The organism is Methylophilus sp. 5 (assembly GCF_000515275.1).
Classification (GTDB): domain Bacteria; phylum Pseudomonadota; class Gammaproteobacteria; order Burkholderiales; family Methylophilaceae; genus Methylophilus.
Genome location: NZ_KI911560.1, coordinates 778,672 through 800,623, shown reverse-complemented (window position 1 = coordinate 800,623; position 21,952 = coordinate 778,672). Strand labels below are relative to the sequence as shown.

Sequence of the window (21,952 nt, the reverse complement as noted above, 5' to 3'; positions counted from 1 at the left end):
TAAAGGAAGCTAGCATGCAAAAAAAACTCAAATGGGGCATTCTCGGGGCTGCGCGGGTCAATGAACGCTTGTTACCCGCCATTGTTGAGGCCCGCAACGCGCAATTGGTGGCGATTGCCAGCCGCCGCGCGGGTGCTGCCCAGGCGGCGCTGGATAAATATGCGCCCAACCTTGGCGGTGTCACCTGTTATGACGACATGGATAGTCTGCTGGCGGATAACAATGTGGAAGCCGTGTATTGCCCGATGGCCAACGAGGAGCACGCCGAGTGGGCACTCAAGGCGATTGCCGCCGGCAAGCATGTGCTGATTGAAAAACCAATGACCACGCACCTGGCCGATATCGACACCATTGAATCAGCTGCAAAAGCCAAAGGTGTGACGGTGATGGAAGGCTTTATGTACCGCTTTCATCCGCAGCATGCCAAAGTGAAAGCGCTGGTCGACAGCGGCCTGATCGGCGATGTGCTGTCCTGCCGCGCCAGCTTTTCTTTCCTGATGGCACCTGCGCGCATGTATCGTATCAACCGCGATATGGCTAACGGTGGCGGTGCCATGTGGGATATTGGCCCTTATGCGATTCACGCTTTGCGCTGGTGTTTTGGTGGCGGTGATGCGCCCGCTGAGCCAGTCAATGTCGTCGCTTACGGCAAACTCAATGAGCATGGGGCAGATGTCGTCGCCAGCGGTGTGCTCGACTTTGGGCCAGACGCACAAGGCCGCGCGCGTTTTGGCAATTTTGATGTGAGCTTTGAGCGTGGCCGCAAGGCCGAGTATGAAATCATCGGCGATAAGGGCTGGATCAAATGCCACAATATGTGGGCTTACCCGGGCGATGACCCAGTGATTAGCTGGGAGGCCGGTGGCAAGTCAGAAACCATCGTATTGCCCAAAGCTAACCACTTCAATTTAGAGATCGAACACTTTGCTGATTGCGTGCGCTACGGCAAAGCGCCATTGCTCACTTTTGACGATGCGCGTGGTAATTGCAAGGCGATTGAAGCCGTGATTACGGCACTCAAAAAATAAAAAAAACGGGGCAGCTAGCCCCGTGATTATTTTGGCCTATTGCATGATTGGTTTGTCTGCTTAAATGGCCGACCATTTTTCAGCGTAGCGTTCAGCCCGAAATTTCTCGACAATAAAATCCACGAATGCCCTGGTTTTGGCTGGCATCAGTTTTTTAGCCGCAAAATATAAAGAAATCACGCCTGCCTCGGTATACCATTCAGGCAATACCCTCACCAAGGCGCCACTTTGCAAATGCCGTAACGCATGTGGCATGGGCACATGCGCAACGCCTAGGCCAGCAATCGCCGCATTGCATAGCATTTCAGGGTCATTCAACGTCACTCGAGCGGTAAGCTCTATGGTTGCTTGTTCACCAGCAGTTGTTTTGAGATGCCATGGCGTGGTGCGATTGGTGGTTTGCGAGTAACGGATCAGGGCATCCAGTCGCGATAAATCAACGGGTGTTTGCGGGATAAACTTGCTGGCAAGATAAATAGGGGAAGCCACTAATACCAAGTGGACTTTAGCCAACTCCCGTACCACTACGCCAGGCGCAATATCAATGCCGCCGCCAATGGCCACATCAAAGCCTTCGCCAATTAAATCCACCTGCCGGTTATCAAAGCGCCAGTCTGGTTTAATGGCGGGGTAATCTTCTAAAAACTGCCCGAGCAACGGCAAAATATGGTCACGGCCAAACGCCATTGCCATGCCGACTTTTAAGGTGCCAGCGGGTTGGCCGGCGACAGTGCTGGTATTGGCAATTGCAGATTGTATAGCGTCTAAGCCGCCCGTCACCTGCGCAAGAAATTGTTCGCCAGCCTCAGTTAGCGTTAGGCTGCGTGTACTGCGATGAAATAATCGCACACCTAAGTCTGCCTCCAGCTTCGCTACATTTTTACTCACCCCACCCGGCGTTAGGCTCAACCTGCGTGCGGCAGCGGAAAAACTGCCAAGCTCGGCGCTGCGTACAAAAGACTCAATACTACTCAGCGTTTCCATCGTGATTAACCTGTTTATCTTATACTTTTAGTATAAAGTATTTGTGTTTATTGATGGCTAATTTTAATTAAATAGAACGCGCATACTGCACTCGTGGTTGCAAGACATCTTTCATTTAATTAAGGAGTTCATCATGACAAACGCTACAAACAAAACAACTTATCAACGTCTGGCCGGTAAAGTGGCTATCGTCACTGGTGCCAGCTCTGGCATTGGCCGTACCACTGCCAAGCTATTTGCCCAACATGGCGCTAAAGTGGTCGTCGCTGCGCGCCGCGAATCCGAGTTGGCTACGCTGGTGGCAGAAATTGCTGCCGATGGTGGCGAGGCGATTGCTTTTGCAGGTGACGTGCAGTCAGAGGCATTTAATCAATCCCTGGTCGAGCTGGCAGTGAAGAGCTTTGGCAAGCTGGATATTGCGTTTAATAACGCTGGCACCTTGGGCGAAACTGGCGCAACTGACAAGGTGTCGCAACAAGGCTGGAACGATACCCTGGCCATTAATTTAACCAGCGCATTTTTGGGCGCGAAATACCAGATTCCTGAAATGGTTAAACAAGGGAGCGGTTCAGTGATTTTTACTTCTACCTTTGTTGGCTATAGCGCGGCATTCCCTGAGTTTGCAGCTTACGCGGCAAGCAAGTCTGGCCTGATTGGTTTAACTCAGGCATTGGCGACTGAATACGGCGCTAAAGGTGTGCGTGTGAATGCAGTGTTGCCAGGCGCGGTTGATACCGATATGTACCGTGAAAAAAACAATACCGCAGAAGCACAGGCGTTTCTTACTGGCATGCACGCGCTGAAACGTGTCGGCAAGCCAGAAGAGATCGCGCAATCTGTGTTGTACCTTGCCTCAGATGACGCTTCGTTTGTGACGGGCACCGCGCATCTTGTTGATGGTGGCTTGTCTATCAACAGAGCTTAAGTGTTGGTGTGTTTAAATAAAAAAGGATGCTCAGGCATCCTTTTTTATTATTTAGATTTTGCCGTCGAGGCCCATCTGGTAATACTTATGCACAATCTTCTCTTGATTCTCTAACAGCCAGTCAATGCTGGGCTCATTACGCAACGCTTTTTGAATCGCCTTAAAAGTCGCTTCGCGGTGAATATCAAACAGGGCTTTATGGTCAATTTTCTCTTGTTCCAAAATCGCCGGGCTTAACCACACCGAGACAATAATGCCTAAGTCGTTGGCTTTTTCTTTTGGGATATCACCACTACGCACCGCATCGAGCACGCCGTTGGCAATCGCGCCTTGTACGGTGCCCATCAATATATTGGTATAACGCGGGTCTTTCACGGTGACTTTGCTCACCATCAGTGTTGCTGGGCGCACCATAATGTCGGTATTCATAATCGCCAGCACGCGGGTGTGGCCTTTCACCTGGTCGCCCAGCAGGTTGGCAAATGCGGTGCCCATCGGGCCGTTCATTTCGCCAATCGCTACTTCCGGCTCAGCCGCCGTGCCCGGTGGGCCACCTGCGACCAGTGCTTCACCCACGCGCATGATAATTCGTTCGTCAGACATGATTACTTCCTTTGCTATCAATGTTTTGCCATGGTAGGGGAAACGCTTGCTGAAAGCTACCCTTGCAGGCAGCAGAACGTCCTTTTTCATGGGCCAACCATAGCAAAACCATCATGAGAAAAAGGTGATTAACGCTTGAAGAAAAACGGGTTCTAGTGAATAATCTAGCCTTTCCGTAAAAGGCGGGTTTTCTGGCCTTTTTAAAGAATTCAATCAAGGTTTTGCAGCATTTTGTGTAAGACCGCTCACTTTCACTCTAGGGAGAAAACAATGGCAACTCGTGTCGACTTGTGCAACGCCATCCGTGCTCTGAGCATGGACGCTGTACAAAAAGCAAACTCCGGTCACCCAGGCGCACCTATGGGCATGGCTGAAATTGCTGAAGTGGTATGGAACCACAATCTGAGCCACAACCCAACTAACCCACAATGGGCTAACCGTGACCGCTTCGTGTTGTCTAACGGCCACGGCTCTATGCTGATTTACTCCTTGCTGCACCTGACCGGTTACGATGTGTCTATCGACGACATCAAAACTTTCCGTCAACTGCACTCCAAGTGTGCTGGTCACCCTGAGTACAGCTATGCCCCAGGCGTAGAAACCACTACTGGTCCATTGGGCCAAGGTATCGCTAATGGCGTTGGTTTTGCCATGGCAGAAAAATTGCTGGCTAGCCAGTTCAACAAGCCAGGCCACGACATCGTTGACCACTACACATACGTGTTCTTGGGCGACGGTTGTATGATGGAAGGCGTTTCTCACGAAGCTTGTGCTTTGGCTGGTACATGGGGCCTGGGCAAACTGGTTGCTTTCTGGGATGACAACGGTATTTCTATCGACGGCCACATTGAAGGCTGGTACACAGACGACACCGCTGGTCGCTTTAAAGCTTACGGCTGGCACGTTGTTTCAGTAGATGGCCACGACCAGGCTGCGATCCAAAAAGCGGTTGACGAAGCTAAATCAGTGACTGACAAACCATCACTGATCTGCTGCAAAACCATCATTGGTAAAGGTTCTCCAAACAAGTCTGGTTCACACGACTGTCACGGTTCCGCACTGGGCGACGCAGAAGTTGCTGCTACCCGTGCTGAAATCGGCTGGGCACATGAGCCATTCGTGATTCCTGCTGATGTATACGCTGGTTGGGATCAAAAAGCTAAAGGCGCTGAGCGCGAATCTGCTTGGGACGCTAAATTTGCTGCTTACGCAGCTGCGTTCCCAGCAGAAGCTGCAGAATTCAAACGCCGTATGGCAGGCGAATTGCCAGCTAACTGGAAAGCACTGACTGACGCAATCATTGCTGAAACGAACGAAAAAGCTGAGAAATTGGCGACTCGTCAAGCTTCACAAAAAGCCATTACTGCGTTGGCGCCAATCTTGCCAGAGTTCTTGGGCGGTTCAGCTGACTTGACAGGTTCTAACCTGACAGCCGCTAAAGAGTTCAAACACGTGAGCGGTAAAGAGCCAGGCAACTACATCTCTTACGGTGTACGTGAGTTCGGTATGGCTGCGATCATGAACGGTATGGCATTGCACGGTGGCTTGTTGCCATACGGCGGTACTTTCCACATGTTCTCTGACTACATGAAAAATGGTATGCGTATGTCTGCGTTGATGCATCAACGTGTGGTTTACGTGCTGACCCATGACTCTATCGGTCAAGGTGAAGATGGTCCTACCCACCAACCAGTAGAAAACACTTCTGGTCTGCGTTTGATTCCTCGTATGGATGTATGGCGTCCAGCTGACTCTACAGAAACAACCGTTGCATGGGTTGCTGCAGTAGAGCGCACTGAAGGCCCAACCAGCTTGGTATTAAGCCGTCAAGCAGTGCCAGGCATCAAGCACGACAGCAAAGACTTCGAGCTGATCCGCAAGGGTGGCTATGTATTCTCTGACGTCGCTGGCAAGGCTGATGTGATCATCATTGCTAACGGTTCTGAGTTAGATTTGGCGATTCAAGCGGCTGCAGAATTGAACGCTGCTGGTACTAAAGTGCGCGTGGTTTCAATGCCATCCACCAACGTATTCGACCGTCAAGACCAAGCTTACAAAGACAGCGTGTTGACACCAGGCGTTAAACGCGTGGCTGTTGAAGCGGCTCACCCAGACTTCTGGCGTAAGTATGTTGGTCTGGAAGGTGCAGTGGTTGGTATTGATACCTTCGGCGAATCCGCACCAGGCGGCGTACTGTTGAAACACTTCGGTTTCACAGTTGAGAATGTCGTTGCTACTGTTAAATCTGTTCTGTAATTTAAACAGATTCGCAGTATAAAAAACCGCCTCCTTGTGGGGCGGTTTTTTTATGGTGATTGTGCGATATGTGGGCAACCCAAGGTTCAATCACGGATATGTCACCAGTTTAATGTTACCCTGAGCACAATTATTATTAGCCAGCGTTATGAAAACTCCAAAAAGATTAGAACCTCTGCTTGAAGACGGCATTGTAGATGATGTTGTCCGCCAGCTAATGAGCGGCAAAGAAGCCACGGTATATGTCGTGCGCTGTGGTGAAGAGACCCGCTGCGCCAAAGTATACAAAGAAGCCAATAAACGCAGTTTTCGCCAAAGTGTGGATTACACCGAAGGCCGCAAAGTCAAAAGCAGCCGCCAGGCGCGTGCCATGGCAAAAGGTTCAAAATACGGCAAACAAGCGCAAGAAGAAGCCTGGCAAAGTGCAGAGGTGGACGCCTTGTATAGACTTGCGGCTGCCGGTGTTAGCGTGCCCACCCCGCATCAATTCTACGAAGGCGTATTGATTATGGACTTAGTGGCCGACGCAGAAGGTAACGCCGCGCCCAGGCTCAACGATATCGTGTTTACAGCTGAAGAAGCCCGCCGCTACCATCAAGTACTTATCAAAGAAGTAGTGCGCATGCTGTGCGCAGGTATCGTGCATGGTGATCTTTCAGAATTTAATATCCTGCTCAGCGCCCATGGCCCAGTCATCATCGACTTACCCCAAGCCGTTGATGCCGCCGGTAACAACCACGCCATGAGCATGCTAGAGCGCGATGTTGGCAACCTGGCAGATTTTTTTGGACAATTTGCGCCTGAGTTAATCAACACACAATACGGCAAAGAAATTTGGGCACTCTACGCGCATGGTGCACTCACGCCTGAAACAGTGCTGACTGGCCGTTTTAAACAAGATAACAAGCCGGTAGATTTAAAGAGTGTGGTGCGGGTGATTGATGCCGTACGCGATGATGAAGCCAAACGCCAAATGCGTTTGGCAGAAGCGAAAGCAGCACTGCCCAAGCCCAAACGGCTTTAAACATGAGCCTCTACGAGGCGTGGTCGGTCACCGTTCAAGTATTTACGATCAAGTTTAAATGCCGCCTAATGAGGCGGTTTTTTTACGCCTGCTGTTTAGCCAATTGCTTTGCGCGACAAGCTAACTAGGTCATTCAATAATAACCCTGTAAAATATAAGGCTTTATTGTTTGCACCAAGAAAGTCCGCATGTCTACATTACCCGCCTGCCCACAATGCCAATCCGAATACACCTACGAAGACGGTGACAATTACGTTTGCCCGGAGTGCGCACATGAGTGGAGTAAAGTTGCCGCAGCAGATTCTGATGAAGCTAAAGTTGTGCGCGACGCCAATGGCAATGTACTGCAAGATGGCGATACGATTACCGTGATTAAAGACCTTAAAGTGAAAGGCTCTTCGTCAGTGGTCAAGGTCGGTACTAAAGTGAAAAACATCCGCTTAGTCGATGGCGATCATGATATCGACTGCAAGATTGATGGTTTTGGCGCGATGAAGTTGAAGTCGGAGTTTGTGAAGAAAGCCTGATTCGCTAGACTACATTTAATTTAAAGCCGCTTAAACAAGGCGGCTTTTTTCATTCTTGGCTTCGTTGTTTGAAAATCAGATCAAATCGGCATATACTTGCACAATTAATTGAACAAGTTGGAGGCGCTATGCACGTCATCAGTTATTCAGAAGCTCGCAACTCCCTCAAAACCGTGCTCGATCAAGTCGTCAACGATGTGGATGTCACCATCATCAACCGCCGTGACGCTGCCAACGCAGTGGTGATGTCGCTAGACCATTACAACAGCCTGATGGAAACGTTGCACCTGCTGCAAAGCCCAGCTAACGCCGCGCATTTGGCAGAGTCTATTGCGCAGCTAAAAGCAGGCAAAGTCGAGCCAAAAACGCTCATACAAGAATAATCCTCATCATGGCAAGGTTGATCGTTTTCACACCAAAAGCCTGGGAGGATTATCTCTACTGGCAAACGCAGGATAAAAAAACACTCAAACGAATCAATATGCTGATTGAAGCATCCGCCCGCGAGCCATTTACTGGTATCGCCAAGCCAGAGCCGCTTAAGGGCGATTTAACTGGCTTTTGGTCACGCCGGATTGATGATGTGAATCGATTGGTATATCGGGTGACTGAATCAGAGTTGCAGATTGTGGCGTGTCGGTATCACTATGTTTGAAATGTTGCTTTGCAAGACCTGCCCCCGTTTTTGCTATTGAGTGAAATTTGTTATGTGATTTTAAATAAGGCCATATTCTGTTCGATTAGCGTAACCTTACGACCTGGTAGCTCAGGTTCTGTAGAGATGTTTACGCGTTCAATTGATGCCACCTTAAGTGGAGTTGGTTTGTAGGGAACAGTAATGTCTTGTGGGGTTTGTAAAGAATCGATTTTTATATTGTCAGCCCTCTTGTACAGAAAAGTCAGTAACCCGTCTTCCTTTGATCCTATAACGTCAACATGTAAAGTGTTATTACCTACTTTCAAAAAGCAAGACCTTTCAATATTATGAACACGCTCAACGGAAATGTAAGAGTTGGTTTTTTTGCTTTTTCCATTTTCAGTAATAGAAATGCGATGGATGGCATGAAGATAGCAAGCTGGTAGAAAAATACCTGGTCCATAATAGTTGTGTGGAGGATGATCAGCGATTGGCATAATCGCACAGTTAGAGGTCAGTAGCGGGAGATCTACAGCGCGGGCTAGATGGTTATCTTTGTGATCACCTGTGAAACGAATTGCAACTATACAAAACTCTACCTTTGAATCTATCAAATTATCGATATCGGCCAATAGTGTGTCTAGTTTGTCTCTTTTTTCTGCATTAACATACTTCAGTTCAATTTTTCTACCAAAAATTCGAATATCACCAGATCCTGAGCGTGTCGATGGAATTTCAGTATTATTTGGTGAAATGTTTTTGTACAAATGAGAGCAAATTACCTGTCGAAAGTTATCTTCGTCGCGAGTGGAGCGAGTCCATTTAGCCTCTTCAAGTGCTTGCACTAAGATAGAGTGTAGTTCAGATCGATACATCGGCAGTTTATTGGTCGTTAGTTATTCGGTGGAGTGTGGAATAAAAGAGGGCTGTTAGTCAAGTTTTGTAGAGTTGGAGTAAATTAAATTGTATTTATTTTCTTCAATGCTTCATTAATACGTGTTTGCCGCTCCGCACCCATATTCATCGGGGTCGGCTCTTGCAATGTGGCATTTTAGCTTCGACTATTCTAGTAACATGCTACTACTCAATGGTGTCATTAGACCATCCACCCTTTCCCTCGTCTACGACAAGTTCATAGGCGGTCTGCTCGGCCAACCAAATATCAGCCCAGCGGCCTTTTTCAACGCCTAACTATTTTATGAGCGTGCAATGGCTACATTTGAAAAAGTAGTTATTGACACTAATGTTTTAAAGAATATACTTTTAGTATATATTTAAATATGGGGCGCCCATGAAAACTGCCAAGTTATTTCAAAACGGTCAAAGCCAAGCGGTTCGATTGCCCAAAGAGTTTCGTTTTGAGGGTGATGAAGTCATTATCAAGCGTTCAGGGAATGCCGTGATTTTGTTACCTGCTAACCAGTCGTGGGATGTGTTATTGAACAGCCTGGATAAGTTTAGTGACGACTTTATGGACGATCGTGCGCAACCAGTGCCACAAGCGCGTGAGGACCTGTTTTAATGAGGCTCATGCTGGATACCAATATCTGCATTGCTTTGATTAAGCAAAAACCTGCCGGAGTAATTAAAAAATTTAATGATTTTCAAGTTGGTGATATTTGTATTTCGAGTGTCACCTTGGCCGAGTTACGCTATGGTGTTGCTAAAAGTCAGTTTCAGGAAAGAAATCAGGCTGCTTTGGATGACTTTATTTTACCTTTAGAAATTGCGGTATTTGATGAGTCTGCGGCAAACTATTATGGTGTTTTACGCGCAAGCCTCGAAAGAAAAGGCACGCCCATCGGGGCGATGGATTTGATGATTGGTGCGCATGCGCTAAGTCAAAACCTTACTGTAGTTACTAATAATGTCAGGGAGTTTAATCGCATCCCTAATTTGGTTGTTGTTGACTGGTTTAATGATTAAACCTATTCCTCAGTTTTAACTCTCAAATATAATCAAGCTAATACTTATTCAGGTCATTTTTCCATGCGAACCGAAAACGCTGTTGCACCAAAAACCATTTATCTCAAAGATTACACCCCAGCGCCTTATCTGGCCGAGCAGGTGAATTTGAGTTTTAACCTGTTGCCAGGCAAAACCATTGTCACGTCTATCGTTAAGTATGTGAAAAACCCGGCGAGTGCGACTCATGACTTGGTGCTGGATGGTGAAGGTCAGACGATTGTATCGGTCTCCAAAAATGGCCAGCCATTGAGCGATTACACGGTGGCTGATGGGCAAATGACCATCGCGAATCCGGGTGATGCATTCACGCTCACCATCGTCAGCGAGATTGACCCGGCAGCGAACACGGCTCTGGAAGGGTTGTATCAATCGCAAGGCACGTATTGCACGCAGTGCGAGGCCGAAGGTTTCAGGCGCATTACGTATTACCAGGACCGCCCGGATGTGTTGAGCGTGTTTACCGTGCGTATTGAGGCGGATGCCAAGGCGTTTCCGGTGTTGCTTTCCAACGGTAATTTGCAGGATGCTGGCGAATTGGCCGATGGCCGTCATTACACCGTTTGGCATGACCCTTTTCCAAAACCATGTTATTTGTTTGCGCTGGTGGCCGGTGATTTGGAGCTCGTGGCGGATACGTTTACGACTATGACGGGCCGCAAAGTGGATTTGCATATTTATGTGCGTTCAGGCGACGAAAGCCAGTGCAGCCATGCGATGGAATCGCTGAAAAAATCCATGAAATGGGATGAAGAGGTATATGGCCGCGAATACCAGTTGGAGCTATTCAATATTGTCGCGGTGAGCGATTTTAATATGGGCGCGATGGAAAACACCTCGCTCAATGTGTTTAACACTGCGCTGGTACTGGCGCATCAGGAAACCGCGACCGATAGCGACTTTATGAGTGTGGAAGGCGTGATTGGTCACGAGTATTTTCATAACTGGACCGGTAACCGCGTGACTTGCCGTGACTGGTTCCAGTTGTCACTCAAAGAAGGCTTTACCGTATTCCGCGATCAGGAATTCAGTGCCGATTTGAACTCACGTGCGGTGTTGCGGATTGATGATGTGAACGGCCTGCGCCGCTTGCAGTTCCCCGAAGACGGCAGCCCGCTGGCGCACTCGGTACAGCCTGACCAGTTTATCGAGATCAGCAACTTTTACACCAAGACTATTTACGACAAAGGCGCTGAGCTGATCCGCATGCAGCATACTTTGTTGGGTGCAGAGACTTTCCGTAAAGCCACCGATTTGTATTTTGACCGCTATGACGGCCATGCCGTGACCTGTGATGATTTTGTGCAGTGTATGGCCGATGCCTCTGGTCGCGATATGTCGCAGTTCTTTAGATGGTACAAACAGGCCGGCACACCGACGCTGCAAGTGAGCAGCCAGTATGACCCTGTACAGCAAAGCTATACGCTGACCTTTAAGCAGTCACAACCAGATACGCCAGGGCAAACCGACAAGCAGCCGTTGCATATTCCGGTGGCCATTGGTTTGCTGGACGCGCAAGGTAAAGAAATTCTGCCAACCCGCGTGCTGGAAGTAACCGCGCGTGAGCAAACATTCACTTTCAATGGCATCAGCGCAAAACCTGTGCCTTCGATTTTGCGTGGTTTCTCGGCACCGGTGAAACTCGAAACCGATTTAAGCGACGATGATTTGCGCTTGCTGCAAGTGCACGACACTGATGGCTTTAACAAATGGGAGGCGGGCCAGACATTGGCGCTGCGCACTATCCAACGCGTAATGGCTGATCCGGCTGTGGATATTTCACAATTTGTGGCTGATGTTGGCGTATTGATTGAGCAAGGTTTAAAAGGTAAGGGCGATAAAGCGCTGCTGTCACGTGCATTAAGTCTGCCGATGATAGGTGTGATTGGTCAGCATTTGCCAGTGATTGACCCTGCTGCGATTGATGCAGCGCGTACGTTTGTACTCAAGCAAATCAAGAGTGTGCACAAAGAAGCGTTGGCAGCTTTATATGATGCCAATGGAAACACAGGCGACTTCTCAATTACGCCAGAGGCCATGGGCCGCCGTGCCTTGCAACATGCCGTGCTGGATATTCTCACTGTGACCAATGGCACTGGTTGCGCCGCGCGCGCAAAAGCGCATTACGATGCAGCAGACAATATGACAGACCGCGTCACCGCGTTGGCTTGCCTGGCAGATAGCAGCCAGCCGCAGCGTGCCGAGGTATTCGCTGACTTTTATGCGCACTTTAAAAATTACCCATTGGTGGTGGATAAATGGTTCTCGTTGCAGGCGATTGCCAACCGTGACCAGATTTTTGATGACCTCGCCACGTTGCGCAGCCATGCGGATTTTAATATCAAGAATCCTAACCGCGTGCGCTCACTGTACTCGGCTTTTGCCATTAATAATCCGGTGAAGTTCCACGACCCTAGTGGTAAAGGGTATGCGTTCTTGCGGGATGTGATTATTGAACTGAATACGATTAACCCGCAAATTGCCGCGCGCATGGTCACGCCATTACGTGAATGGAAGCGTTACACACCTGAGCTACAGGCAATGATGAAAGCCGCGCTGGAAGCAATACAGGCAACGCCGAACTTATCCGGTGATGTGTTCGAGATTGTCAGTAAAAGTTTGAACGCCTAGTAAAAAAGCGGAGCCATCTGGCTCCGCTTTTTTTGTATCTCCAATCAGGCGAAAGTTATTTCCCCATCGCCTCACCCAAGCGGATCGGTTTGCCTGCATGCCAGCTATCATTAAACGCGAGTACGTCTTTTTCAAACAGCATCACCACCGTAGAGCCGAGCAGGAAGCGACCCATTTCTTCACCTTGTTTTAAGCTGATGTTACGGTCGCTGTAATCCCAATCGATCACTTTGCCCGGGCGTGGTGGGTTGATAATGCGGTCTTTAGCATCGTGCCAAACGGTGGCCATGCTGCCCACAATCGTGGCACCAACCAGCACCAATACAAACTTGCCATGTTGTGCAGATTCAAAGGTACACACCACACGCTCGTTGCGCGCAAACAGGCCAGGCACATTCGCAGCGGTGAGTGGATTCACTGAAAATAAATCACCTGGTACATAGGTCATGTGCAGCAGTTTGCCGTCACACGGCATATGAATGCGATGGTAGTCTTTGGGGCTTAAATAAAGGCAGGCAAAACTGCCGCTATTAAAGTTGGCGGCCAGGGTGGCATCACCGCCGACTAAGGTCTGAGCGGTGTAATGATGGCCTTTGGCCTGGAAGATCTGGCCGTTTTCGATCTGGCCAAATTGGCTGATGGCGCCATCGACCGGGCATACAAAGGCATTATTTGCCAAAGGTCTGGCACCGGCCTGCAGTGGGCGGGTAAAGAACAGGTTAAATGTTGCGTAGCTGCCAATATCGCCGTTGAGCGCTTCTTCCATATTGACGTGGTATTTGTTCACAAACCAGCCGATAAACGCCGTGGTCAGGCGGCCTGCTTGCCAGTGCGCCAGCTTGCCGGCAGCAGCGGTGAGTAATTGTTTGGGGGCGATGTATTGCAGCAGAATGGCGAGTTTCACTTCTATCCCTTTTTAAGCAGTTCCAGTTTGGTGCAGGAACTTGTTTTATCATGTATTTGTTCGTGATTTTACAAATAAAAAAGCACAGGCGATATATCAGCCTGTGCTTTTTACCTATGGTTGGATTAATTAGGCATCAACCCAACGTTAGGTACTGATTCAGTATCTAAAATTAGTTTTTAGATTGATCAACCAGTTTGTTTTTCGCAATCCAAGGCATCATGGCGCGCAGTTTGTTACCTACTTGCTCAATTGGATGCGCAGCGTTCAAACGACGGCGTGCAGTCATTTCTGGGTAGTTAGTACGGCCTTCCAGGATGAACTGTTTAGCGTAGTTGCCGTTTTGGATGTTAGTCAGGCACTGACGCATTGCGTCTTTAGATTGGCTATTGATCACTTGTGGGCCAGTCACGTACTCACCATACTCCGCGTTATTGGAGATGGAGTAGTTCATGTTGGCAATGCCGCCTTCGTACATCAGGTCAACGATCAGTTTCAGTTCGTGCAGGCACTCGAAGTAGGCCATTTCTGGCGCATAACCCGCTTCAACCAAGGTTTCAAAACCAGCTTTAACCAGTTCAACCGCGCCACCACACAGCACTGCTTGTTCGCCGAACAAGTCAGTTTCTGTTTCTTCACGGAAGTCAGTCTCAATCACGCCACCTTTGGTGCCGCCGTTGGCTGCTGCGTAAGACAAGGCGATGTCTTTGGCTTTGCTAGACGTGTTTTGGTAAACCGCGATCAATGAAGGAACGCCGCCGCCTTTGAGGTACTCGGAGCGAACGGTGTGGCCTGGGCCTTTAGGGGCGATCATGATCACGTCCAGATCAGCGCGTGGCACGATTTGGTTGTAGTGAATGTTAAAGCCGTGGGCAAATGCCAACGCTGCGCCTTTTTTCAGGTTAGGCGCGATTTCGGCATGGAAGATTTCTGCCATGGTTTCGTCTGGCAGCAATACCATCACAACGTCAGCTTCTTTCACTGCGGCTGCGATTTCTAAAGTAGTGTGGCCAGCGCCTTCGGCTTTCGCCCATGAGCCGCCGCCTTTACGCAAACCGATGGTGACGTTGACGCCGCTGTCGCGCAGGTTGGCTGCGTGTGCATGGCCTTGTGAGCCGTAGCCCACGATAGTCACTTTTTTGCCTTTAATGATGCTTAAGTCGGCGTCTTTGTCGTAATAAACGTTCATGTCTGCTTTTGCCTTTCAATACAAATGCGTAGGTAATAGGGTAGAAATACTGTCGATTAAACTTTAAGGATGCGGTCGCCGCGACCGATGCCGGACGCGCCGGTACGCACGGTTTCCAGAATCGCGCTGCGGTCTATGGCTTCAATAAACGCATCCAGTTTGCTGCAAGAGCCGGTAAGCTCAATGGTGTAGCTATTGTCGGCCACATCGATAATGCGGCCGCGGAAAATGTCGCACATGCGCTTCATTTCGTCTTTATGGACGCCGGTGGCTTTGACCTTGACCAGCATCAGTTCGCGCTCAATGTGCTTGCCATCGTTGAGGTCCAGCACTTTGACCACGTCAATCAACTTGTTGAGTTGCTTGATAATTTGTTCAATCACGTCATCGGAGCCCGTGGTCACGATGGTCATGCGTGACAGGGTAGGGTCTTCAGTCACTGCAACGGTGAGTGATTCAATGTTGTAACCGCGGGCAGAAAACAGGCCTGCCACACGTGACAGGGCGCCTGCTTCGTTTTCCATCAGCAGTGAAATAATATGGCGCATTATTCTTCCCCTTTCAGGCGGCTGGCGGTGAGCGGGCTTAACACCATTTCGGACAAGCCTTTGCCGTTTTCAACCATCGGGAAGACATTTTCAGTTTGGTCGGTTAAAAAGTTCATAAATACAAACTTGTCTTTTTTATCAAACGCTTCTTTGAGCGCGCCTTCTACGTCAGCCGGGTTGGTGATGTTCATGCCAACATGGCCATAAGATTCAGCCAGTTTGACAAAGTCAGGCAGGCTATCCATATAAGACTCGGAGTAGCGGTTCTCGTAGAAAAACTCTTGCCACTGGCGCACCATGCCCAGATAGCGGTTATTGAGCAGGATGACCTTGATCGGCAGGCCGTATTGGGCACAGGTAGAGAGTTCCTGAATATTCATTTGGATACTGCCCTCACCAGTGATACAGGCAACCTGTGCATTTTTGTCGGCAAATTGACAGCCCATGGCGTAAGGTAAGCCTACGCCCATAGTGCCAAGGCCGCCGGAGTTAATCCAGCGACGTGGCTTGTCAAATTTGTAATATTGCGCCGCCCACATCTGGTGCTGACCGACGTCAGACGTTACATAAGCGTCGCCCTTGGTAACTTCCCACAGTTTTTGCACCACGTATTGTGGTTTGATGACGGTGTCAGAGTAAGCGTAGTCGAGCGATTGCACGCCGCGCCATTCGTTAATTTGCGTCCACCAGTCAGCGGTATCTGTGGTCTGGTTTTCTTCCTGTGCCAGAATTTCCAGCATGTCGGTCAATACAGACTGCACATCGCCTACAATCGGCACATCAACCTTCACGCGTTTGGAGATGCTTGAAGGGTCAACGTCAATATGAATGATGGTGCGTTTTTGGCTGGTGAAATGTTTGGGATTGCCGATCACGCGATCATCAAAGCGCGCGCCAACCGCCAGCAACACATCACAGTGTTGCATGGACATATTGGCTTCATAGGTGCCGTGCATGCCCAGCATGCCAACAAATTGCCTGTCAGTGGCGGGGTAACCGCCCAGGCCCATCAGTGTGTTAGTCACCGGAAAATTGAGCGCTTTGGCCAGTTTGACCAGTTCGGCCGCACCGTTACCCAATACCAGGCCGCCGCCGGTATAAATCATCGGACGTTTCGCACCCAGCAGTAATTTCACCGCTTTTTTAATCTGGCCGCTGTGGCCTTTTAAAATCGGGTTGTAGGAGCGCATTTCTACCGTTTTTGGGTAGATAAAGTCGGCCACGTGCGCAGTGATATCTTTAGGAATATCCACCACTACCGGGCCAGGACGCCCCGTTTTTGCAATGTAAAACGCTTTTTTAATGGTTGGCGCAATATCTTTTACGTGCTTAACCAAAAAGTTGTGTTTTACACAGGGGCGCGTCGCACCCACCATGTCTACTTCCTGGAAGGCATCCATGCCGATGGCGGGCACAGGCACCTGACCACTGATCACCACCAGTGGAATCGAATCCATATACGCCGTTGCAATACCGGTCACGGCATTGGTCGCGCCTGGGCCGCTGGTGACCAGCGCAACCCCAACATCGCCCGTGGCACGTGAGTAGGCGTCAGCCGCATGGACGGCTGCCTGCTCGTGGCGCACCAGGATGTGTTTAAAACCATTCTGTTTATAGAGTGCGTCGTAAATGTGCAAGACCGCACCGCCTGGATAGCCAAATACAAATTTGACTTTCTCTTCATTCAGGCAGGAGACAACGATGTCCGCACCTGTCATGGATTTGGCGTGGGTGTCTGTCGCAGAGTGGGCTGAAGCGTCCATAAAACCTTGATTTTTCGGCTAATAAATGTTGAACCCTATACATTAGCTTGCTTTACTAATTTGGTCAAGATTGTCGATCAATCTGGCGCGGCTATCTGTCCGTGATGTTGGGTGTTTGCCACAGGGGGTGCGCAGCATTGGTGGCGCTGTGTTGAGGGCAATTGCAAACAATAGTTGACATCATAAATGAGAAACATTATCATTTGCATAACGATTAAATGAAAGTCATTGCAATGCAAGTTGATTACGCCGCGCCAGCCAGCAATTTGTTTGATCCCGACTTGCCAACAGCGAGTGCGGTGTTGGTGTCGCTCAGTTGTGTGGCCACTCGTTATGCGGTGAATCCTTCTGAGGATCTGGCTTTATTAGGGTGCAGTCTGGCGCAAACGCTGACCGCACCCGAGTATGCAGAAAGTGGCTTGATTGAATCTGCTGCGAAGCAGTTGTTGCAGGATTGGCAGGCCTTGTTGCAGGCGCATCAGGAGTTTGCACTGCAGCAGGCAGTGACCGATTTTGTGCCGCATTCGACTACGTTACAGTAATGCGCTCGCGGCAACATATTAAAAAGTAGTAATAAAGATAAACCAAGAAAGGCTATAGATTCATGGCAAGAACCACAGGACCCAGACTGAAGATTATGCGCGCATTGGGCGTTGAACTGCCCGGATTGTCACGTAAGTCGATTGAAAATCGTCCTAACCCACCAGGTCAGCATGGGCAGCAGGCATCACGTCGCCGTCGCTCTGACTTTGCAGTCAAGCTGGTAGAAAAACAAAAGATTCGTTTTAACTACGGTGTGAGCGAAAAGCAGATGCGTCGTTTGATCCTCGAAGCGCGTAAAGGCAGCGAGCCGACGGGTGAAAAATTGATGTCTTTGCTGGAGCGCCGTTTGGATAACGTGGTGTTCAGAGCCGGTTTTGCGCCGACTGGCATTGCTGCACGTCAACTGGTGAGTCATGGCCATGTATTGCTTAACGGCAAATCAGCCAACATTGCATCTATTCGTTTGCAAGTGGGTGATGTGGTGGCGGTGAAAGAAAAAAGCCGCAAGATTCCGATGGTGGTTGATGCGATTGCAACCCCTAGCCTGACTGTACCGGAGTGGTTGGCGGTTGAAAAAACCTCTGCTTCAGTAAAAGTCGGACACTTGCCTTCAATTGAAGATGTGCCGTTTCCGGTTGATGTGCAACAAGTGGTTGAGTATTACTCTAACCGCGTTTAATTTCGCTGGCCAGGCGCCGCTGGTGTCGGGTCGCTAAAGCATTTGAGCAATGCTCCTAACCCCAACATGTCATTGCTCAAATTCGGCGTGATGTTTATGCGCCAACCTATCCCTGGTAAGGGTGTTCCTTGAAATCCTATTGCCGCAATGCTTTTGCATATAAGTCGGCCTTTTTTTAGACTGGATGTTAAAGCATGACTAATCGCTTGCCATCATCATTAGGTGAGGCGCAAAATGCGGCCAGTGTTTCATTGGGACGCATGCCGACGATTGAGGCGAAGCAATTGCTGGGTGACGCTGGAATATTGGCGATTGTGCATGGCGGCGACACGTATCAGTTGACCCGTACCAAGCAAAATAAATTACTGTTGACCAAGTGCCATGCGATCATGGCAGCAGCATTGGTGCAACAAGATTAATCGAGGTTTTTGCGTGAAATGTGTGTGTAATGCTGGCAACCTAGGGTTGCCTTTTGTGGTTTTACCAGAGGAGTCTGCACATGGTGCAACGTGAGTCTTTGCAAGGGTTGTCATTAAAGCCCGCGCGCGCGTCAGCGCCACAACTGCCTGAGCTGAGCCTGCATCGTCGCCAGCTGGGTGAGTTGGCGGGTATTTTTCGCTGGTCTGTCCTGGCCACTGAAGATTGGTTGCAGCGTGATAAGCGCCAGGATTGGCATGGTTTGGGTATGTTGCTGGTGGTTGCCTTGCATGCGGCCGTCATTGCCTGGCTGGTGCTGCATCAGGCGCCGGTCATTGAATTGCCCAAGCCTGAGCCGATGACGGTTTCGTTAATCACTTTGCCAGCCAAAAAAGAAGAGGCACTTGCGCCTGAAGTGGTGCCTATCATCAAAAAACAACCCGTGGTTAAACCAGTGATCAAGCCTAAAGACACACCGGTGAAGCCGATAGAGCGCCCGGTGCCTGTGGTTGAGCGCATTGTAGAAGCTGCGCCAGACCAGCCGCGGTTTGAAGCCAGTACACAGGCCTCTGCGCCGCCGTTAGAGGCGCCTGCAGCTGCCGCCAGCAAGCCTGCGCCAGTGGTCTCAGCGCCACCCAAGCAAGAGGTGGTTGAAGAAAAAGAAGAGCCGCCAAAATTTGGTGTAGCTTACCTGAATAATCCGCGGCCTGAATACCCGAGACTCTCGCACCGTGCCGGTGAAGAGGGCAAGGTGCTGATGAAGGTGCTGGTGTCTGTTGAAGGGCTGCCAGAGTCAGTGGATGTGATCAAAAGTAGTGGCTTTGAGCGATTGGACAAAGCTGCGGTGACGGCGGTGAAGCAATGGCGTTTTGAGCCTGCGCGCAAAGGTGGCAAGGCATTGAGTGCTTATGTCAATGTGCCTTTGTCATTCTCGCTCACGCAAAATTAAGCAAGTGTCGATAGTTAGCAAGTTATCAGTGAAGGGAAATTTTTAATGCAATCAACAAGTGGTTTGGCTTTTATCACCGAAGGCGGTGTGGTGTCGGTTTTGGTGGCGCTGATTTTACTAACGATGTCAGTGTTGAGCTGGTATTTTATTCTGGTTAAAACCTGGCAAGTATTTAAACGCAAGCGTGATGTGTCTTCTTATGTGCGTCAGTTCTGGCGTAAGGCCACGTTGCAAGAAGCGCTGCAAGAGCCGCAGTTGCAATCGCCGGCGTTTCGCCTGGCAGTGACGGCAGCCGAGTCGACCCAGCATCACCAGCAATATGCCAGCCAGTCATTAGGCGCGGCTTGCAGCCAGGATGAGTTTATTGCGCGCCAGTTGCGTCGTACCTTGTCGCAAGAGCAAGCCGCATTAGAGAGCGGTTTATCTGTGCTGGCTTCTGTGGGTAGCGTGGCGCCTTTTGTTGGTTTGTTCGGTACGGTGTGGGGTATTTACCACGCATTGAGCGCCATTAGCCAATCTGGCGTTGCCACTATTGATAAAGTGGCCGGCCCGGTGGGTGAGGCGTTAATTATGACGGCGATTGGTCTGGCGGTAGCGATTCCTGCCGTGCTGGCTTATAACGCTTTTATTAAAGCCAATCGCGGCATCATGGCCGAGTTGGAAAGTTTTGCGCAAGATTTGCATACCCTGCTCACCACCGGTGCGCCATTGGTGATAAAAACCAACGGCAAGCCAGCCAATGTGACCGAGCTGCATGTGAAAGTAGCCAATAAAGGTGGCAATGTATGATGGGGCAAAATCCATTCAGTGCGGGTGAGCACACTCAGCCCATGAGTGAAATCAACACCACGCCGTTGGTGGATGTGATGCTGGTGCTATTGGTGATTTTTATTATCACGGCGCCATTGCTGACGCACGCAGTCAAAATTGATTTGCCGCAGGCGACGTCGCAACCGCTGGAAGAAAAGCCGGAAGTGATCGACCTGGCGGTCGATGTGGATGGCAAAATCTTCTGGAACGATAGCGAAATTCAAGTGACTGATTTGTCTGCGCGCATGGCAGATGAGGCGGCCAAGCAGCAGCAGCCTGAGTTGCAGATTCGTGCCGACAAAAACACGCGTTATCAGGTGTTGGCCGAGGTGCTGGCAAAGGCGCAGACCGCGGGCATGAAAAAAGTGGGTTTTGTTAGCCAGCCGCAACCGTAAATCACACGACTAGAGCTTTTTTCTATGACGCAGTCCTCTATCCGTACCTGGGCATGGGTGCATAAATGGTCCAGCCTGGTGTGCACGGTGTTTATGCTATTGCTGTGCCTGACCGGCCTGCCGCTGATCTTTCACCATGAAATTGGGGATTGGCTGGGCGATCATATTGCGACGCCGCAAATAACGCATCAAGGCCCGATGGCCAGCATGGACGCGATGCTAGCCGCTGCCAAAGCAAAGCAGCCCGGCATGGTGCCTTTGTATATGTACCGCGAAGAGGACGAGCCGCTGCAATGGGTCATCAGCATGGCAAAAACCACCACCGCCGAGAGTGGCTTTAAGCAGGTGGTGCTAGATGCGCGCACCGCACAAGTGCTAGGTGAGCCGCCGGTAGAAGAAGGCTTTATGTATGTCATGTTCAAGCTGCATGTTGATTTGTTTGCTGGCTTGCCGGGCATGCTATTTTTAGGCTTGATGGGCTTTTTGTTGCTGGTGGCTATTATCTCCGGCGTGGTGTTGTATGCGCCGTTTATGCGCAAATTGGCCTTTGGCGAAATTCGTCGCCAACGCGGCCAGAAGCTTAAGCGCCTGGATGTGCATAACTTTCTGGGCATTGTCATTCTCAGCTGGGCATTGGTGGTGGCTGCCACTGGCGTCATCAATGCCTGGTCAGATTTGTTGATTAAATACTGGCAGTTTGATCAGATGTCGCAAATGATTGCGCCTTATAAAAACCTGCCACCGCCGACGCAATTTGCGTCACTGCAAGCATCGTTGCAAGTCGCGCAAAAAACCGAACCGGACATGCAATTAGGCTTTATTGCTTTTCCGGGCACCGACTACGCCAGCCCGCACCATTACGGTATTTTTATGCGTGGCGACTCACCACTGACCAAGCGGCTGTTTAAGCCAGTGCTGGTGGATGCGCGGACGGCAACCCTGACCGATAGCCGCGATTTGCCGTGGTATTTAGTGGCGTTGCTGGTTTCACAGCCGCTGCATTTTGGCGACTATGGCGGCATGACTTTAAAGTGGCTATGGGCTTTGCTCGATGTCATCACCATTATTGTCTTGTGGACCGGCTTGATGCTGTGGTGGAAAAAGCGGCATCAGTATGTGCCGGATATCCGTTCAAGAATTACGCTTAGTGAGGCCTATTAAACGCAAGATTACGA

The 21,952-nt window shown here is 49.9% G+C and carries 24 protein-coding genes; 17 read left to right on the top strand and 7 right to left on the bottom strand.

Annotation, left to right across the window (positions count from 1 at the left end; genetic code table 11):
- Window positions 1-14 precede the first annotated feature (14 nt).
- Entirely contained in the window at window positions 15-1,028 is a 1,014-nt protein-coding gene (locus tag METH5_RS0103675) for a Gfo/Idh/MocA family protein (protein ID WP_029147240.1), read from the top strand.
- A gap of 60 nt (window positions 1,029-1,088) precedes the next feature.
- Here the strand turns inward: METH5_RS0103675 and METH5_RS0103670 are convergent, their stop codons facing one another.
- Entirely contained in the window at window positions 1,089-2,012 is a 924-nt protein-coding gene (locus METH5_RS0103670) for a LysR family transcriptional regulator (protein WP_029147239.1), read from the bottom strand.
- Between the two features lie 133 nt (window positions 2,013-2,145).
- Here METH5_RS0103670 and METH5_RS0103665 point away from each other — a divergent pair, with 133 nt between their 5' ends.
- Window positions 2,146-2,937, top strand: a complete 792-nt coding sequence (locus tag METH5_RS0103665) for an SDR family oxidoreductase (protein ID WP_029147238.1) — start codon at window positions 2,146-2,148, stop codon at window positions 2,935-2,937.
- A gap of 51 nt (window positions 2,938-2,988) precedes the next feature.
- Here the strand turns inward: METH5_RS0103665 and fae are convergent, their stop codons facing one another.
- Window positions 2,989-3,540, bottom strand: coding sequence for a formaldehyde-activating enzyme (gene fae / locus METH5_RS0103660; RefSeq protein ID WP_019883452.1), 552 nt, complete (start codon window positions 3,538-3,540; stop codon window positions 2,989-2,991).
- Between the two features lie 270 nt (window positions 3,541-3,810).
- On the opposite strand from fae, the gene tkt reads away from it, so the two are divergent.
- The 5 genes from tkt to METH5_RS0103635 all read left to right on the top strand — a co-directional run bounded on the left by tkt (window position 3,811) and on the right by METH5_RS0103635 (window position 8,002).
- Entirely contained in the window at window positions 3,811-5,796 is a 1,986-nt protein-coding gene (gene tkt, locus METH5_RS0103655) for a transketolase (protein WP_029147237.1), read from the top strand.
- 148 nt (window positions 5,797-5,944) lie between these two features.
- Window positions 5,945-6,820 carry a PA4780 family RIO1-like protein kinase gene (locus METH5_RS0103650; protein WP_029147236.1) on the top strand — a complete coding sequence of 292 codons (876 nt, stop codon included), beginning with the start codon at window positions 5,945-5,947 and terminating at the stop codon, window positions 6,818-6,820.
- 188 nt (window positions 6,821-7,008) lie between these two features.
- Window positions 7,009-7,347 carry a zinc ribbon domain-containing protein YjdM gene (locus METH5_RS0103645; RefSeq protein ID WP_029147235.1) on the top strand — a complete coding sequence of 113 codons (339 nt, stop codon included), beginning with the start codon at window positions 7,009-7,011 and terminating at the stop codon, window positions 7,345-7,347.
- A gap of 128 nt (window positions 7,348-7,475) precedes the next feature.
- Window positions 7,476-7,730, top strand: coding sequence for a type II toxin-antitoxin system Phd/YefM family antitoxin (locus METH5_RS0103640; protein WP_029147234.1), 255 nt, complete (start codon window positions 7,476-7,478; stop codon window positions 7,728-7,730).
- A 5-nt stretch (window positions 7,731-7,735) separates the two neighbouring features.
- Window positions 7,736-8,002, top strand: a complete 267-nt coding sequence (locus METH5_RS0103635) for a Txe/YoeB family addiction module toxin (protein WP_029147233.1) — start codon at window positions 7,736-7,738, stop codon at window positions 8,000-8,002.
- A 50-nt stretch (window positions 8,003-8,052) separates the two neighbouring features.
- On the opposite strand, the gene METH5_RS0103630 is transcribed toward METH5_RS0103635, so the two are convergent.
- Entirely contained in the window at window positions 8,053-8,859 is an 807-nt protein-coding gene (locus METH5_RS0103630) for a hypothetical protein (RefSeq protein WP_029147232.1), read from the bottom strand.
- A 416-nt stretch (window positions 8,860-9,275) separates the two neighbouring features.
- On the opposite strand from METH5_RS0103630, the gene METH5_RS0103625 reads away from it, so the two are divergent.
- The 3 genes from METH5_RS0103625 to pepN all read left to right on the top strand — a co-directional run bounded on the left by METH5_RS0103625 (window position 9,276) and on the right by pepN (window position 12,580).
- Window positions 9,276-9,506, top strand: a complete 231-nt coding sequence (locus METH5_RS0103625; RefSeq protein ID WP_029147231.1) for an AbrB/MazE/SpoVT family DNA-binding domain-containing protein — start codon at window positions 9,276-9,278, stop codon at window positions 9,504-9,506.
- A gap of 8 nt (window positions 9,507-9,514) precedes the next feature.
- Window positions 9,515-9,910 (top strand): type II toxin-antitoxin system VapC family toxin, encoded by a 396-nt coding sequence (locus METH5_RS0103620; protein ID WP_232410932.1) that lies wholly within the window; start codon window positions 9,515-9,517, stop codon window positions 9,908-9,910.
- Between the two features lie 63 nt (window positions 9,911-9,973).
- Window positions 9,974-12,580, top strand: coding sequence for an aminopeptidase N (gene pepN, locus METH5_RS0103615; protein ID WP_029147229.1), 2,607 nt, complete (start codon window positions 9,974-9,976; stop codon window positions 12,578-12,580).
- Window positions 12,581-12,635: 55 nt separating this feature from the next.
- On the opposite strand, the gene asd is transcribed toward pepN, so the two are convergent.
- From asd to ilvB, 4 genes are all read right to left on the bottom strand, one after another.
- On the bottom strand, window positions 12,636-13,484 hold the full coding sequence (gene asd / locus METH5_RS0103610) for an archaetidylserine decarboxylase (RefSeq protein ID WP_029147228.1): 849 nt from the start codon (window positions 13,482-13,484) through the stop codon (window positions 12,636-12,638).
- 172 nt (window positions 13,485-13,656) lie between these two features.
- On the bottom strand, window positions 13,657-14,673 hold the full coding sequence (ilvC, locus tag METH5_RS0103605) for a ketol-acid reductoisomerase (protein WP_029147227.1): 1,017 nt from the start codon (window positions 14,671-14,673) through the stop codon (window positions 13,657-13,659).
- 56 nt (window positions 14,674-14,729) lie between these two features.
- Window positions 14,730-15,221, bottom strand: a complete 492-nt coding sequence (gene ilvN, locus METH5_RS0103600; protein WP_018987330.1) for an acetolactate synthase small subunit — start codon at window positions 15,219-15,221, stop codon at window positions 14,730-14,732.
- Window positions 15,221-16,984, bottom strand: coding sequence for a biosynthetic-type acetolactate synthase large subunit (gene ilvB / locus METH5_RS0103595; RefSeq protein ID WP_029147226.1), 1,764 nt, complete (start codon window positions 16,982-16,984; stop codon window positions 15,221-15,223). Before ilvB ends, ilvN begins: the two co-directional genes overlap by 1 nt.
- A 218-nt stretch (window positions 16,985-17,202) precedes the next feature.
- Here ilvB and METH5_RS0103590 point away from each other — a divergent pair, with 218 nt between their 5' ends.
- The 7 genes from METH5_RS0103590 (at window position 17,203) to METH5_RS0103560 (ending at window position 21,938) form a co-directional block, all read left to right on the top strand.
- Window positions 17,203-17,526 (top strand): hypothetical protein, encoded by a 324-nt coding sequence (locus METH5_RS0103590; RefSeq protein WP_036307576.1) that lies wholly within the window; start codon window positions 17,203-17,205, stop codon window positions 17,524-17,526.
- A gap of 62 nt (window positions 17,527-17,588) precedes the next feature.
- Complete coding sequence (rpsD, locus tag METH5_RS0103585) at window positions 17,589-18,206, top strand: 30S ribosomal protein S4 (RefSeq protein WP_029147224.1); 618 nt, start codon at window positions 17,589-17,591, stop codon at window positions 18,204-18,206.
- A 194-nt stretch (window positions 18,207-18,400) separates the two neighbouring features.
- Entirely contained in the window at window positions 18,401-18,625 is a 225-nt protein-coding gene (hemP, locus tag METH5_RS0103580) for a hemin uptake protein HemP (RefSeq protein WP_029147223.1), read from the top strand.
- Window positions 18,626-18,705: 80 nt separating this feature from the next.
- Window positions 18,706-19,572 (top strand): energy transducer TonB, encoded by an 867-nt coding sequence (locus METH5_RS0103575; protein ID WP_029147222.1) that lies wholly within the window; start codon window positions 18,706-18,708, stop codon window positions 19,570-19,572.
- A 45-nt stretch (window positions 19,573-19,617) separates the two neighbouring features.
- Window positions 19,618-20,361: a MotA/TolQ/ExbB proton channel family protein gene (locus tag METH5_RS0103570; RefSeq protein ID WP_029147221.1), complete on the top strand. Its 744-nt coding sequence runs from the start codon at window positions 19,618-19,620 to the stop codon at window positions 20,359-20,361.
- Complete coding sequence (locus tag METH5_RS0103565) at window positions 20,361-20,777, top strand: biopolymer transporter ExbD (RefSeq protein ID WP_081726693.1); 417 nt, start codon at window positions 20,361-20,363, stop codon at window positions 20,775-20,777. Before METH5_RS0103570 ends, METH5_RS0103565 begins: the two co-directional genes overlap by 1 nt.
- A 24-nt stretch (window positions 20,778-20,801) precedes the next feature.
- Window positions 20,802-21,938 carry a PepSY domain-containing protein gene (locus tag METH5_RS0103560; RefSeq protein WP_029147219.1) on the top strand — a complete coding sequence of 379 codons (1,137 nt, stop codon included), beginning with the start codon at window positions 20,802-20,804 and terminating at the stop codon, window positions 21,936-21,938.
- Window positions 21,939-21,952: the final 14 nt, after the last annotated feature.